At 73.6% G+C, this 13,851-nt stretch carries 12 protein-coding genes and 1 pseudogene; 10 read left to right on the top strand and 3 right to left on the bottom strand.

What is annotated here, in order from left to right; translation table 11 throughout:
* The 8 genes from bioD to GT030_RS10650 form a co-directional block, all read left to right on the top strand.
* Positions 1-706, top strand: a 706-nt coding sequence (bioD, locus tag GT030_RS10615; protein WP_161200879.1) for a dethiobiotin synthase, incomplete at its 5' end; no start/stop codon positions are given.
* 134 nt (positions 707-840) lie between these two features.
* The gene (locus GT030_RS10620; RefSeq protein WP_161200880.1) at positions 841-1,653 is read left to right on the top strand and encodes an ABC transporter ATP-binding protein; all 813 of its coding nucleotides are present in this window, start codon (positions 841-843) and stop codon (positions 1,651-1,653) included.
* A gap of 6 nt (positions 1,654-1,659) precedes the next feature.
* Positions 1,660-4,227 carry an FtsX-like permease family protein gene (locus GT030_RS10625; RefSeq protein ID WP_161200881.1) on the top strand — a complete coding sequence of 856 codons (2,568 nt, stop codon included), beginning with the start codon at positions 1,660-1,662 and terminating at the stop codon, positions 4,225-4,227.
* Positions 4,228-4,407: 180 nt separating this feature from the next.
* Positions 4,408-6,099, top strand: coding sequence for a DEAD/DEAH box helicase (locus GT030_RS10630; protein WP_161200882.1), 1,692 nt, complete (start codon positions 4,408-4,410; stop codon positions 6,097-6,099).
* 72 nt (positions 6,100-6,171) lie between these two features.
* Positions 6,172-6,597 (top strand): GNAT family N-acetyltransferase, encoded by a 426-nt coding sequence (locus tag GT030_RS10635; RefSeq protein ID WP_161200883.1) that lies wholly within the window; start codon positions 6,172-6,174, stop codon positions 6,595-6,597.
* A 160-nt stretch (positions 6,598-6,757) separates the two neighbouring features.
* Complete coding sequence (locus GT030_RS10640) at positions 6,758-8,110, top strand: hemolysin family protein (protein WP_161200884.1); 1,353 nt, start codon at positions 6,758-6,760, stop codon at positions 8,108-8,110.
* The gene (locus GT030_RS10645; protein WP_161200885.1) at positions 8,107-9,120 is read left to right on the top strand and encodes a hemolysin family protein; all 1,014 of its coding nucleotides are present in this window, start codon (positions 8,107-8,109) and stop codon (positions 9,118-9,120) included. The genes GT030_RS10640 and GT030_RS10645 overlap by 4 nt, the downstream gene beginning before the upstream one ends.
* A 68-nt stretch (positions 9,121-9,188) precedes the next feature.
* Positions 9,189-9,989 (top strand): SGNH/GDSL hydrolase family protein, encoded by an 801-nt coding sequence (locus tag GT030_RS10650; RefSeq protein ID WP_161200886.1) that lies wholly within the window; start codon positions 9,189-9,191, stop codon positions 9,987-9,989.
* A 6-nt stretch (positions 9,990-9,995) separates the two neighbouring features.
* Here the strand turns inward: GT030_RS10650 and GT030_RS10655 are convergent, their stop codons facing one another.
* Positions 9,996-10,901 carry an NAD-dependent protein deacetylase gene (locus tag GT030_RS10655; RefSeq protein WP_161200887.1) on the bottom strand — a complete coding sequence of 302 codons (906 nt, stop codon included), beginning with the start codon at positions 10,899-10,901 and terminating at the stop codon, positions 9,996-9,998.
* A 110-nt stretch (positions 10,902-11,011) separates the two neighbouring features.
* Between GT030_RS10655 and purB the strand changes: the two genes are divergently transcribed.
* Together purB and mug are read left to right on the top strand one after the other, a co-directional pair.
* Positions 11,012-12,454, top strand: coding sequence for an adenylosuccinate lyase (gene purB / locus GT030_RS10660; protein WP_031181915.1), 1,443 nt, complete (start codon positions 11,012-11,014; stop codon positions 12,452-12,454).
* A complete protein-coding gene (gene mug, locus GT030_RS10665; protein WP_161200889.1) occupies positions 12,451-12,990 on the top strand; it encodes a G/U mismatch-specific DNA glycosylase in 540 nt (179 codons plus the stop codon). Before purB ends, mug begins: the two co-directional genes overlap by 4 nt.
* A 22-nt stretch (positions 12,991-13,012) precedes the next feature.
* On the opposite strand, the gene GT030_RS10670 is transcribed toward mug, so the two are convergent.
* Positions 13,013-13,402: a hypothetical protein gene (locus tag GT030_RS10670; protein WP_161200888.1), complete on the bottom strand. Its 390-nt coding sequence runs from the start codon at positions 13,400-13,402 to the stop codon at positions 13,013-13,015.
* Positions 13,403-13,452: 50 nt separating this feature from the next.
* A pseudogene (locus GT030_RS10675) lies at positions 13,453-13,851 on the bottom strand (ABC transporter permease); the annotation flags it as partial.

The following is a 13,851-nucleotide window of genomic DNA, read 5'->3' on the forward strand; positions in this document are numbered from 1 at the left end:
GGGGACGGGCACGGAGATCGGCAAGACGATGGTGACGGCCGCCGTGGCGGCCGCCGCCCTCGCGGCCGGCCGCTCGGTGGCCGTCCTGAAGCCCGCGCAGACGGGCGTACGGCCGGACGAGCGCGGCGACGCCGACGAGGTGGCCCGCCTCGCGGGCCCGGTCACGTCCCGTGAACTGGCCCGCTATCCCGACCCGTTGGCCCCCGCCACGGCCGCCCGCCGCTCCGGCCTCCCCCCGGTCCGCCCCCAGGACGTGGCCGAGGCCGCCGCCAAGCTCGCCACCGACCACGACCTGGTCCTGGTGGAGGGCGCGGGCGGCCTCCTGGTCCGTTTCGACCCCGCGGGCGGCACCCTGGCCGACGCCGCGTCCCTCTTGAACGCCCCGGTCCTCCTGGTGGCCCCGGCGGGCCTGGGCACGCTGAACGCGACGGAACTGACGGCCCGGGAACTGAAGCGCCGCGAACTGGAGTTGACCGGCGTGGTGATCGGCTCCTGGCCCTCCGAGCCGGACCTCGCCACCCGCTGCAACGTCACCGACCTACCGGAGGTCGCCGGAGCCCCCCTCCTCGGCGCTCTTCCCCGGGGCACGGGCACCCTGCCCCCGGCGGACTTCCGCCACCGGGCCCCGGCCTGGCTGTCCCCCCGCCTGTGGGGGACGTGGGACGCGGACGGGTTCCGGGAACGGGAAGGGGAAGGGACGCGGTAGGAACGTACGGATTCCTCCCCTCCTGCATCCGTCGCTCCGCCGTTCGCCGAACACCGTTTCAGGTGTGGTTCGGGTCACACTAGGCTCGGGCCCTGGCCGTGGAGCCGGGATGTCGAGGCGATGGGGAGTGCATCTTGTTCACATCTGCTGCTCAGGACGCGCCGGGTGCGGTGCCGGGACGGGGGACGGTGGCGCGGGCACGGGGGCTGACCAAGGCGTACGGCACTGGGGAGACGGCCGTGATCGCGCTGGACTCGGTGGACGTGGACATCGCGCGCGGACGGTTCACCGCCGTGATGGGGCCCTCCGGGTCGGGGAAGTCGACACTGATGCACTGCCTGGCCGGCCTGGACACGGTCTCGGCCGGGCAGGTGTGGCTCGGGGACACCGAGATCACGGGGCTGAAGGACAGCGAGCTGACCAGGCTGCGCCGGGACCGGGTCGGGTTCGTCTTCCAGTCGTTCAATCTGATCCCCACCCTGACGGCGGCGGAGAACATCACCCTGCCGATGGACATCGCGGGCCGTAAGCCCGAGCCCGGCTGGGTGGACCAGGTGATCGACAGCCTGGGACTGCGGGACCGGCTCGGGCACCGCCCTGCCCAGTTGTCCGGTGGCCAGCAGCAGCGTGTCGCCTGCGCCCGGGCGCTGGCCTCGCAGCCGGAGCTGATCTTCGCGGACGAACCCACCGGCAACCTGGACTCCCGCTCGGGTCTGGAGGTGCTGGGCTTCCTGCGCAGCGCGGTGGACGACCTCGGGCAGAGCGTGGTCATGGTGACCCACGACCCCGGCGCCGCCGCCCACTCCGACCTGGTGCTCTTCCTGGGCGACGGCCGGATCGTGGACCGTATGGAGCGGCCCACGGCGGACACCGTGCTGGAGCGGATGAAGGCGTTCGACGTGGTCCGGGGCCGGCTCGGCGACGACGCCGTGGCGCGGGAGGACTGAACTCCCGTGCTCAAGGCGACCCTGAGAAGTTTTCTCGCGCACAAGGGGCGGCTCGCGCTCTCCGCGCTGGCCGTCGTACTGTCCGTGGCCTTCGTCTCGGGAAGCCTTATCTTCTCCGACACGGTGACCCGCACCTTCGACCGGCTGTTCGCCTCCACGGCGGCGGACGTGACGGTCGGCCCGAAGCAGGACCTCCGCTCCCCGGTGCCGGGCGGCGCGACACAGACGGTGCCCGCGGACCTCGCGGGCCGGGTGGCGAAGGTCCCCGGTGTCGCCTCGGCGCACGCGGACGTGTCGGTGCAGAACGTCACGGTGATCGACAGCAGCAACCGGTCCGTCGGCCCGACCACCGGCGCCCCGACGATCGCCACCTCCTGGCACCTGACCGACCGCAGTCCGGTGGAGCTGACCTCGGGTCATGCCCCGCGCGGCGCGGACCAGGCCCTGCTGGACGCGGACACCGCGGGCAAGAAGCACGTGGGCATCGGCGACACGCTGACCGTGCAGGCCCAGCCGGGCACGTTCCGGGTGCGGGTCGTGGGCATCGCCACCTTCCGCACCACCAACCCCGGCGCCGCGCTGGTCTTCCTGGACCAGGCCACGGCCGGGAAGCAGTTGCTGGGCTCGGCGGGCAAGGCCACCTCCATCTCGGTGGAGGCGGCGCCGGGCGTCACCGACCCGGAGCTGAAGAACCGGGTCGCCGCCGCGGTCGGCAGCGGTGGTTACGAGCTGCGGACCGCCGCCGAACAGGCCAAATCGGCGGCGGCGAACCTCGGCGGATTCCTCGACGTGATCAAGTACGTGATGCTGGGCTTCGCCGGGATCGCGGTGCTCGTCGGCATCTTCCTGATCGTCAACACCTTCTCCATGCTGATCGCCCAGCGCACCCGTGAACTCGGCCTGCTGCGGGCGCTGGGCGCGGACCGGCGTCAGGTGCGGCGCTCGGTGCTGCTGGAGGCACTGCTGCTCGGCGTGGTGGGCTCCACGCTGGGCCTCGCGGCCGGGATCGGGATGGCGTACGGGCTGATCCGGCTGATGAGCCTGTTCGGGATGAACCTGAAGGCCACCGAGATGGTGATCGGCTGGGGCACGCCGGTGGCGGCGTACGTCGTCGGGGTGGGCGTCACCTTCGTCGCCGCGTACCTCCCCGCGCGGCGGGCGGCGAGGGTGTCGCCGATGGCGGCGCTGTCGGACGCGGAGATCGCGGGGGTGGACAAGCCGCTGACCGGCCGGGCCGTCGCGGGCGCGGTCATGGGCGTGGCCGGGGCGGCGGCGCTGGCCGGGTGCGTGGCGGCGACGAAGGCGGCTCCGGCGGCCGCGCTGCTGGGGCTGGGCGTCGTGCTGACGCTGATCGCCATGGTGATCGCCGGGCCGCTGCTGGTGCGGCCGGTGATCCGGGTGCTGGGCGGCGCCTTCCCCGCACTGTTCGGTTCGGTGGGCCGGATGAGCCAGCGCAACGCGCTGCGCAACCCGCGCCGTACGGGTGCCACGGCGGCGGCGCTGATGGTGGGCCTCGCGCTGGTCGGCGGGATGTCGGTGGCGAGCGCCTCGATGTCGGCCTCGTTCGACCGGCAGATCGACCGCACCCTGGGCGCGGACTTCATCGTGCAGAGCGCCGGCTTCACCCCGTTCAGCGCCGATGTACGGCGCACGGTGCAGGGGACGGAGGGCGTCGGGCTGGTCGTACCGCAGCGGATCACGCCGCTCGCGGTGCGGATGCCGGACGGCAGACGGGTGCAGACGGCCGCCTCCGCCTACGGTCCGCGTCTGGACGACGTCGTGCACCTCACCTACGCGAGCGGCGGCACCGGGGCCGCGCTGGCGGACGGCCGGCTGGCGATGGACGCCAAGTTCGCGCAGGGTCACGGGGCGCGGCTGGGAAGCACGCTGCCCGTCGAGTTCCCCGGCGGCAAGGTGGCCCGGCTGACGGTCGGCGCGCTCACCAATCTGGAGTCGCCGGAGGGCTTCGGCACGCAGGGCGGCATCTTCCTGGGCCTCGGCACGGTGGACAAGTACGTCCCCGGCGGCCAGGACTCGGTGCTCTACGTCAACACGGCGCCCGGCACCGACGCGGCCGGCCTGCGGGCGAGCCTGACATCGGCGCTCAAGCCGTATCCGCAGCTCCAGGTCCGCGACCAGGCCGACTACAAAAAGCTGGTGCACGACCAGATCTCGGTACTGCTGTACCTGGTGTACGCCCTGCTCGGGCTGGCGATCGTCATCGCGGTGCTCGGCGTGGTCAACACCCTGGCGCTGTCGGTGGTGGAGCGCACCCGCGAGATCGGGCTGCTGCGGGCGATCGGGCTGAGCCGGCGGCAGTTGCGCCGGATGATCCGGCTGGAGTCGGTGGTGATCGCGGTGTTCGGCGCGGTCCTCGGGCTGGCGCTGGGGCTGGTGTGGGGCGTGTGCGGTCAGCAGGTGCTGGCGCTGCGCGGGCTGAAGGAGCTGCAGGTGCCGTGGGGCACCATCGTCGCCGTGATGATCGCTTCGGCGGTGGTGGGCGTGGTGGCTGCCCTGTTCCCGGCGCTGCGGGCGTCACGGATGAACGTACTGGCGGCCATCGCCCACGAGTGAGGGCCCCGGTCCGGTGGCGGGTTTCTCCCCGGCACGGCACGGTATAGATGGTCCGTACCGTGTGAACTGCAAGGGGGCGCGTCCTCGGCGCGGACTTCGGGCTCCCGCGCGGGCCCGCGCGTCTTCGAGGCCCGGCCGGCCACCCAGGTACCGCGTCCCCCAGCCGAAAAGGGATGCGCCATGACGACCGACACCAGCGACGGGCAGGTCGGCTTCGCCGATCTCGCCCTGGCCCCGGAGATCCAGCGGGCGCTGACCGCGCTCGGCTACGAGGAGCCCACCCCGATCCAGCAGGAGGCCATCCCGCCCCTGCTGGAGGGCAACGACCTGCTGGGACAGGCGGCCACCGGCACCGGCAAGACCGCCGCGTTCGCGCTGCCGGTGATCCAGCGCATCGCCGCCGAGGGCAGGGGCAAGGGACCCAGCGCGCTGGTGCTGGTGCCGACCCGCGAGCTGGCCATGCAGGTCTCGGAGGCCGTGCACCGCTACGGCACCGACCTCGGCGTCCGCGTCCTGCCGGTCTACGGCGGCCAGCCCATCGGCCGCCAGCTCCGCGAACTCCAGCGCGGGGTGGACGTGGTGGTGGCGACGCCGGGCCGCGCGCTGGACCACATCGCGCGCGGCACGCTGCCCCTCGGCGGCCTGCGCACGGTCGTGCTGGACGAGGCCGACGAGATGCTGGACATGGGGTTCGCGGAGGACATCGACTCGATCCTGGAGAACGTGCCGGAGGAGCGGCAGACGGTGCTGTTCTCGGCGACGATGCCCTCGCGGATCGACTCCATGGCGCGCAAGCACCTCAGCGACCCGGTGCGGGTGCGGATCGAGCGGGAGGCCCCGGCGCCGGGTGAGGCGCCGCGCGTGCGGGAGTCGGCGTACATCGTGGGGCGGGCGCAGAAGGCGGCCGCGCTGGGGCGGCTGCTGGACGTGGAGTCCCCGGAGGCGGCGATCGTGTTCTGCCGCACCCGTGACCAGGTCGACCAGCTCTCCGAGACCCTCAACGGGCGCGGCTACCGGGCCGAGGCGCTGCACGGCGGGCTGAGCCAGGAGCAGCGGGACCGGGTGATGGGCAGGCTGCGCGGCGGTACGGCGGACCTGCTGGTCGCCACCGACGTCGCGGCGCGCGGTATCGACGTCGAGCACCTCACGCACGTGATCAATTACGACGTGCCCTCGGCGCCGGAGTCGTACGTGCACCGCATCGGCCGGGTCGGGCGCGCGGGCCGCGAGGGCGTGGCGATCACGCTCGCGGAGCCCCGCGAGTCCCGGATGCTGAAGGCGATCGAGCGGGCGACCGGCCGGAAGGTCCCGCTGGAGAAGGTGCCCTCGGTGGCGGACCTGCGGGCCAGGCGGCTGGAGCTGACGCGGGCGGCGCTGCAGGAGAGCCTGATGGAGGACGGGGACCTGGAGCGGTTCCGGGTGGTGGTGGAGACCCTCGGGGACGAGTTCGACGTGATGGACGTGGCGCTGGCGGCGGTGAAGCTGGCCCACGAGTCGGGCGGGACGGCCTTCGACGAGGAGGAGATCCCGGAGCCGGCGCCCAGGGACCGCGACCGCGGAGACCGGGGCCGGGGCGGCGACCGCGACCGGGGCCAGCGCGGACGGCCGCGCGGCCGGACCTCGCCGGGCATGACCCGGCTGTTCGTCGGCGCCGGACGCAGCGCGGGCGTACGGCCGCAGGACCTCGTCGGCGCCATCGCCGGTGAGACCCGCCTGAGCGGCCGGGACATCGGCGCCATCGAGATCGCGGACCGCTTCTCCCTGGTGGAGGTCCCCGAGGAGGCGGCGGACGACGTCGTACGCGCCATGCGCGGCGCCAACGTCAAGGGCCGCCGGGCCCAGGTGCGCCGGGAGCGGGACCAGCCCCGCTGAGGGCGCGGCCGCCCGGTCTCGCGTACCGGAAACCTCCTGTTCCGGTGGTCGGTGGTCTGCTTGGCTCGGGGCATGAGCGATCCGAGCATCCGTCACGCCCTGCCCGCCGACATCGACGCCGTGCTGGCGTTCTGGGGCGAGGCCGCCGAGGGGACGAGCATCAGCGACGACCACGCCGGGGTTGCCCGGCTGATCGAGCGGGACCCGGAGGCCCTGCTCCTGGCGGAGTTGGACGGAGTGCTGGCCGGCACCGTCATCGCGGGCTTCGACGGCTGGCGGTGCTCGGCCTACCGGCTCGCGGTGCACCCCGGCCACCGCCGCCGGGGCATCTCGCGGGCGCTGCTGGCGGCGGCCGAGGACCGGTTCGCCGCGCTGGGCGGACGCCGTGTGGACGCGATGGTGCTGGTGCGCAACGAGACGGCGCACCATGCCTGGAGCGCGGCGGGGTACGGGCCGGAGGAGAAGTGGCGTCGCTGGGTCAAGCCGCTGACCGGCTGAACCCACGCGTGCCGCTTTGCTGATCCTTTACCATTGGGGCAGCACCTCGGCACTCGATGAAAGGTTGTGAGCGTCCGCCCATGGGCGACCCTGCCGGTCCGCGTCACCGACATCGCGCGGTCCTCCCCGTCCTGACCGATCCTGGGACGGAGGTGACCCGATGACCGAAGTGCTCCTCCTGCTGGTGGCGATCCTGCTCTCGCTCGCCTGCGGCGCCTTCGTCGCGGCCGAGTTCTCGCTGACCACGGTCGAGCGCGGCGAACTGGAGCGGGCCGCGGCGAACGGGGAGACCGGCGCCCAGGGCGCGCTGAAGGCCGTACGCCAGCTCACCTTCCAGCTCTCCGGCGCGCAGCTCGGCATCACCGTGACCAACCTGGTCGTCGGCATGCTGGCCGAGCCGTCCATCGCGGCGCTGCTCTCCGGGCCGTTCCGTGCGATGGGCCTCTCCGAGGCGTCGGCCGGCACGGCCGCGCTGGTGCTGGGCACCGCCCTGTCGACGGTGTTCCTGATGGTCGTCGGCGAACTGGTGCCGAAGAACTGGGCGATCTCCTCGCCGCTGGCCGTGGCCAAGCGGGTGGGCACCCCGCAGCGCTGGTTCAGCCTGGCCTTCCGCCCCTTCATCACCCACCTCAACAACACCGCCAACCGGGTCGTACGCCGCCTCGGTCTGGAGCCCGCCGAGGAACTGGCCTCCGCGCGCGGCCCGCAGGAACTGGTGGCGCTCGCCCGGCACTCCGCCAAGGCGGGCGCGCTGGAGCCGGACACCGCCGAACTGTTCGTGCGCACGCTGAACCTGGCGGACCTGTCGGCGGAGAACGTGATGACCCCCCGGGTCCAGGTCGTCGCCCTCGACACCCTGGCCACCTGCGAGGACGTGGCGAACGCGACGCGGGCCACCGGCCTCTCCCGCTTCCCGGTCTACCGGGGCAACCTGGACTCGGTGGTCGGCGTGGCCCACATCAAGGACGTACTGGCGCTGCCCGCCGAGGAGCGGCCGGTCCGCTCGGTCACCCAGATCATGCGCGAACCCCTGCTGGTCCCGGAGTCCCTGACCGTGGACCGCCTGCTGGACCGGCTGTCCGGCCGGCGCACCATGGCCGTCGTCATAGACGAGTACGGCGGCACGGCGGGCGTGGCCACGCTGGAGGACATCGTCGAGGAGGTCGTCGGCGAGGTCCGCGACGAGCACGACCCGCACGAGACCCCCGACCTGGCCCCGGCCGGCACCGACGACCGGGGCCGCACCCTGTACTCGGCGGACGGCGCGGCCCGCACCGACCAACTGGCGCGGGTGGGCCTGAAGGTGCACGACGGCCCGTACGAGACGCTGGCCGGGCTGATCGCCACCGAGCTGGGCCGTATCCCGGAGGTCGGCGACAGCGTGGACGTCGATGGCTGGCGCCTCGACGTGGTGGACGCCTCCGGGCACCGGGCCGCGCGGGTGCTGCTGCACGCGCCGGTGAAGGAATCGGACGGCGGGCACGCCGACGAGTCGACAGGGAGGGCGCGATGACCGCCGTACAGATCCTGATCGGTCTGGCGACCCTGGTCGTCAACGCCTTCTTCGTGGGCGCCGAGTTCGCGCTGATCTCGGTGCGCCGCTCGCAGGTGGAGCCGCTGGCCGTGGAGGGCGACAAGCGGGCCCGGCGGGTGCTGTGGGGGCTCGAGCACGTGTCGGCGCTGCTGGCGGCCGCGCAGCTCGGCATCACCCTGTGCACGCTGGTCCTCGGTGTGGTCGCGGAGCCGGCCATCGCGCATCTGCTGGAGCCGGTGTTCCACGCGGTCGGGGTACCCCCGGGGGCGGGGCACGCGGTGTCGTTCGTGATCGCGCTGACCCTGGCCACCTATCTGCACATGCTGCTGGGCGAGATGGTGCCCAAGAACATCGCGCTGGCCGAACCGGTGCGCACCGCGCTGCTGCTCGGCCCGCCGCTGGTGGCGCTGGCGCGTGCGCTGCGGCCGGTGATCTTCGCCATCAACGCCTTCGCCAACGGCCTGCTGAAGCTGCTGCGGGTGGAGGCCAGGGACGAGGTGTCCGCGACCTTCACCGACACCCAGCTGGCCGAGATCGTCAAGGACGCCACGGAGGCGGGCCTGATCGACGACCGGGCGCAGGAGCGGCTGCACGACGCGCTGGAGCTGGGCAGCCGCCCGGTCCGGGACGTGGTGGTGCCGCTGGAGCGGGTGGTCTACACGAGCGTCGGGGTCACCCCGGAGGAGTTGGAGCGGCTGTCGGCGGAGTCGGGGTTCTCCCGGTTTCCGGTGGTCGACGTGGGACGCCGGATCGTGGGCTACCTGCATGTGAAGGACGCGCTGGACGCCTCGCCGCGCGACGTGCCGTTCCGGCTGCGCGACATGCGGCCGATCGCGCGGGTGCGGGAGTCCTCCCCGCTGGACGACGTGCTCACCGCGATGCGCGGCAGCCGTACGCACGTGGCGGCGGCGATCGGCGCGGACGGCAGACTGGCCGGGCTGGTGACCATGGAGGACGTGCTGCGGGAGCTGTTCGGGCAGCCCGCCTGAGCGGTGCCGGGGGTGGGGGCGGGGGGACCGACCGGTGGGTATGGCGCCGGGATACCATCGCTGTCGCCATGCAGACGAATCCCACACCTCCCGCATACACCAGCCTCGTCGCCCTCGGTGACTCCTTCACCGAGGGCATGTCGGACCTGCTGCCCGACGGCTCCTACCGGGGCTGGGCGGACCTCCTGGCGGCCCGGATGGCCGCCCGCACGCCCGGCTTCCGGTACGCCAACCTGGCGGTGCGCGGCAAGCTGATCCAGCAGATCGTGGACGAGCAGGTACCGCTCGCCGCCGCGATGCGCCCCGACGTGATCACGCTGGTCGGCGGGCTCAACGACACGCTGCGCCCCAAGTGCGACATGGTCCGGGTGCGGGACCTGCTGACCGAGGCCGTGGAACGGCTGGCGCCGAACTGCGTGCGGCTGGTGCTGATGCGCAGCCCCGGCCGCCAGGGCCCGGTGCTGGAACGGTTCCGGCCGCGCATGGAGGAGCTGTTCGCCTGCGTGGACGAGCTGGCCGCCAAGCACGACGCGGTGGTGGTCGACCTGTACGGGGCGCCCTCGCTGGGCGACCCGCGCCTGTGGGACGTGGACCGGCTGCACCTCACCCACGAAGGGCACCGGCGGGTGGCCGAGGCGGTCTGGCAGGCGCTCGGCCACGACGCCGAGGACGCCGAGTGGCGCACCCCCATGGCGGCCACCCCGCCCCCCGGCTGGGGGGCCCGCCGGGTCGCGGACGTCCGCTTCACCCGCCAGTACCTGCTCCCCTGGATAGCCCGCCGCCTCACCGGCCGCTCCTCCGGCGACGGCCTCCCGGCCAAGCGCCCGGACCTGCTCCCCTACGAGCTGACGCAGGAGGACCCGGTGTAGCACCGGTCACCCGACGCGGGAGCCGGCACCGTCCAGGGACACCCCGACCCGGCCGGCGACGGTGGTGAGGGCCGGACCCAGGGGGAGGGCGACCCGCGCGCGGGCGTGGACGTCGCCTCGGGTGGGGGCCAGGTTGACGATGAGCACCGGCTTGCCGGCCTCGGCCGCCTGGCGGACGAAGCGGAGGCCGGACATCACCGTCAGCGAGGAGCCCAGGACCAGCAGCGTGGCCGCCTCGCGGACCAGGGCGCGGCAGTGCGCGACCCGGGCGGGCGGGACGGCCTCGCCGAAGAAGACCACGTCCGGCTTGAGGATGCCGCCGCAGACCGCGCAGGGCACCACGCGGAAGTCCCCGACCTGGTCGTCGGTGAGGTCGGCGTCGCCGTCCGGGTTGATGCCGGCGGCCACCGGGTCGAACCCCGGATTCGCCTCCTCCAGGCGCTCGGCGAGTACGCGGCGGGCGCTGACGTCGCCGCAGGAGAGGCAGACGACCCGGTCGAGGCTGCCGTGGAGTTCCACGACAGCCTCGCTCCCGGCCGCCTGGTGCAGGCCGTCGACGTTCTGGGTGATCACGCCGGAGAGCATGCCGTGCCGCCCGAAGGCGGCCACCGCCCGGTGCCCGGCGTTGGGGCGGGCCCGGCCGAAGGTACGCCAGCCGAGGTGGCTGCGGGCCCAGTACCGGCGCCGGGCCGGGGCCCCGGCGGTGAAGTCCTGGTAGGTCATCGGGGTGTGCCGGCTCAGGCTGCCGCCCTCGCCCCGGTAGTCGGGGATGCCGGACTCGGTGGAGATGCCCGCCCCGCTGAGTACGAGCACCCCGCCCGCGCTCAGCGCCTCGGCGACCGGCTCCGGGTCCGTGATGCCCGGCGGCAGATCTCCGCTCGGGGTCCAGCTCAACGTAGGACGCATGCGCATAGTGCAAGAGTAGGGAATCCGCCTTCGGTGCCCGGCCCGCGCGCCTTGTAGCTTCCTCCGAGCCACCCCACGGCGCTGGCCTGCACGAATCGCCAGTACAATCCGTACACGTGACTTCAGCGCCCGCCAAGCCCCGCATCCCCAACGTCCTCGCCGGACGGTACGCCTCCGCCGAGCTCGCCACGCTCTGGTCGCCCGAGCAGAAGGTGAGGCTGGAGCGGCAGCTCTGGCTCGCCGTGCTGCGCGCCCAGAAGGACCTGGGCATCGAGGTGCCGGACGAGGCGATCGCCGACTACGAGCGCGTCCTGGACACCGTCGACCTGGCCTCCATCGCCGAGCGCGAGAAGGTCACCCGGCACGACGTGAAGGCGCGGATCGAGGAGTTCAACGACCTCGCCGGGCACGAGCACGTCCACAAGGGCATGACCTCGCGCGACCTCACCGAGAACGTCGAGCAGCTCCAGATCCGGCTCTCCCTGGAGCTGGTCCGCGACCGCACGGTGGCCGTGCTGGCCCGCCTCGGCAGGCTGTCGGGCGAGTACGCCGAGCTGGTCATGGCCGGGCGCTCGCACAACGTGGCCGCGCAGGCCACCACTCTGGGCAAGCGGTTCGCCACCGCCGCCGACGAGCTGCTGGTGGCCTACGGCCGGGTCGACGAGCTGCTGGGCCGCTACCCGCTGCGCGGCATCAAGGGCCCGGTCGGCACCGCGCAGGACATGCTGGACCTGCTGGGCGGGGACGCGGCCAAGCTGGCCGAGCTGGAGCAGCGCATCGCCCACCACCTGGGCTTCGGCCAGGCGTTCACCTCGGTCGGCCAGGTCTACCCGCGCTCGCTGGACTACGAGGTCGTCACCGCGCTGGTGCAGCTGGCGGCGGCGCCGTCCTCGCTGGCCAAGACGGTCCGGCTGATGGCCGGGCACGAGCTGGTCACCGAGGGCTTCAAGCCGGGCCAGGTCGGCTCGTCCGCGATGCCGCACAAGATGAACACCCGCTCCTGCGAGCGCGTCAACGGCCTGATGGTGATCCTGCGCGGCTACGCCTCGATGACCGGCGAGCTGGCGGGCGACCAGTGGAACGAGGGCGACGTGTCCTGCTCGGTGGTGCGCCGGGTCGCGCTGCCGGACGCGTTCTTCGCGCTGGACGGCCTGCTGGAGACGTTCCTGACCGTGCTGGACGAGTTCGGCGCCTTCCCGGCCGTCGTCGCCCGCGAGCTGGACCGCTACCTGCCGTTCCTCGCCACGACCAAGGTGCTGATGGGCGCGGTGCGCGCGGGCGTGGGCCGCGAGGTCGCGCACGAGGCGATCAAGGAGAACGCGGTGGCCACCGCCCTCGCCATGCGCGAGCAGGGCGCCGAGCGCAACGACCTGCTGGACAAGCTCGCCGCCGACGACCGGCTGCCGCTGGACCGCGAGCAGCTGGCCGCGCTGATGGCCGACAAGCTGTCCTTCACCGGTGCGGCCGCCGACCAGGTCGGCGTGGTCGTGGGCCGGATCGAGGAGATCGCCAAGCAGCGTCCGGAGGCGGCCGGTTACACGCCCGGAGCGATCCTCTGAGCCCCCTGACCCAGGCGGAACTGGAGGCCGCCCGCGACCGTCTCGTGCCCGACGTGCTCGCGGACGGCCTCCATGTCCTGTTCTGCGGCATCAATCCGGGCCTGATGTCGGCGGCCACCGGCCACCACTTCGCCCGCCCCGGCAACCGCTTCTGGCCGGTGCTGCACCGCTCCGGCTTCACGCCGCGCCAGCTCAAGCCGGCCGAGGAGCGTGAGCTGCTCGCCTACGGCCTCGGCATCACCAACGTGGTGGCCAGGGCGTCGGCCCGCGCGGACGAGCTGTCGGCCGAGGAGTACGTCGAGGGCGGCCGGGTGCTGGCCGCCAAGGTGGAGCGGTACGCGCCCCGCTGGCTGGCCGTGGTCGGCGTGACCGCGTACCGTGCGGCCTTCGGCGACCGCAAGGCCCAAGTGGGCCCGCAGGAGCGCACGTTCGGCGACACCCGCGTCTGGGTGCTGCCCAACCCGAGCGGCCTGAACGCCCACTGGACGGTGGCGGGCATGGCGGAGGAGTTCGGCCGGCTGCGGGAGGCGGTCTAGGGCGGGACTTTGCGGCCCCGCCCTAGGGCGGGGCCGTACGGGTCACCGTGGCGAGGAGGCGTATCTCCTCGGTCTCCTCCCGGTCGGCCACGCCGAGGGCGAGCCACACCTCCTCCGCCTGCCAGACGTCGAGTTCGTCGGTGCGCAGGCAGAGGGTGGCCCAGGGCTCGGGTATCTCCTCGCCGCCGGCGAGGCGCAGGCGGAGGGTGAGCTGGCCCCAGGGGGGTGCCTCGCCCCAGCGGGCGCCGAGGTGCTGGGCCATCGCCTCGCGCAGGGCGTGGACGTCGTCCGCGGCGGGTCCCGGCCCGTGGCCGGTCTCCAGTTCCACGGTGTGGTGACCGGCCCCGCCCGCCGGGAGGTCCCGCGTGCGGAGCCGGTCGATGGCGGCGAGGTGCCGTGCGACGACATCCATGCACTCCAGTAAAGCCGCCGCCACTGACAATTGGCGGCGCGTCAGGCGTGTCAGGCGTCCCGCCGCCGCACGCACCAGGCGCCCGCGCCCAGCGCCGCCCCCGCCCACAGCGCGGTCACCGCGAGCCCGGTCCAGGGGCCGAGCGGGCCCTCGGGGGCGCTGTGCAGGGCGAGTTGGCCCGCCCGGTCGGGCAGACAGTCGGCGACTCCCGAGGCGAGGTCTCCGACGACGAAGGACACGGTCAGCAGGAACGGGATCAGCAGCCCGAGCGTGCCGGCCCCGCTGCGCAGCACGGCCGCGAGTCCGGCGGCCAGCAGCGCCATCAGCGTCGGATACAGCGCGCAGCCGACCACCCCGCGCAGCCCCTCCGCCCAGGTGAGCCCCGCCGTCCCGCTGCCCACCGCCAGCGTGAACAGCCCGGTCGGCAGCCCCACCGCGAGCACCGGCAG

It is taken from the genome of Streptomyces sp. SID1328 (genome assembly GCF_009865595.1).
Lineage (GTDB): Bacteria > Actinomycetota > Actinomycetes > Streptomycetales > Streptomycetaceae > Streptomyces > Streptomyces griseoluteus.

What these genes read in the sequence shown, in the direction of transcription:
- GT030_RS10630 (WP_161200882.1), top strand. Translation starts at nt 4,408, where the DNA reads ATGACGACCGACACCAGCGACGGGCAGGTCGGCTTCGCCGATCTCGCC.
- GT030_RS10635 (WP_161200883.1), top strand. Translation starts at nt 6,172, where the DNA reads ATGAGCGATCCGAGCATCCGTCACGCCCTGCCCGCCGACATCGACGCC.
- GT030_RS10640 (WP_161200884.1), top strand. Translation starts at nt 6,758, where the DNA reads ATGACCGAAGTGCTCCTCCTGCTGGTGGCGATCCTGCTCTCGCTCGCC.
- GT030_RS10645 (WP_161200885.1), top strand. Translation starts at nt 8,107, where the DNA reads ATGACCGCCGTACAGATCCTGATCGGTCTGGCGACCCTGGTCGTCAAC.
- GT030_RS10650 (WP_161200886.1), top strand. Translation starts at nt 9,189, where the DNA reads ATGCAGACGAATCCCACACCTCCCGCATACACCAGCCTCGTCGCCCTC.
- GT030_RS10655 (WP_161200887.1), bottom strand. Translation starts at nt 10,901, where the DNA reads ATGCGCATGCGTCCTACGTTGAGCTGGACCCCGAGCGGAGATCTGCCG.
- GT030_RS10670 (WP_161200888.1), bottom strand. Translation starts at nt 13,402, where the DNA reads ATGGATGTCGTCGCACGGCACCTCGCCGCCATCGACCGGCTCCGCACG.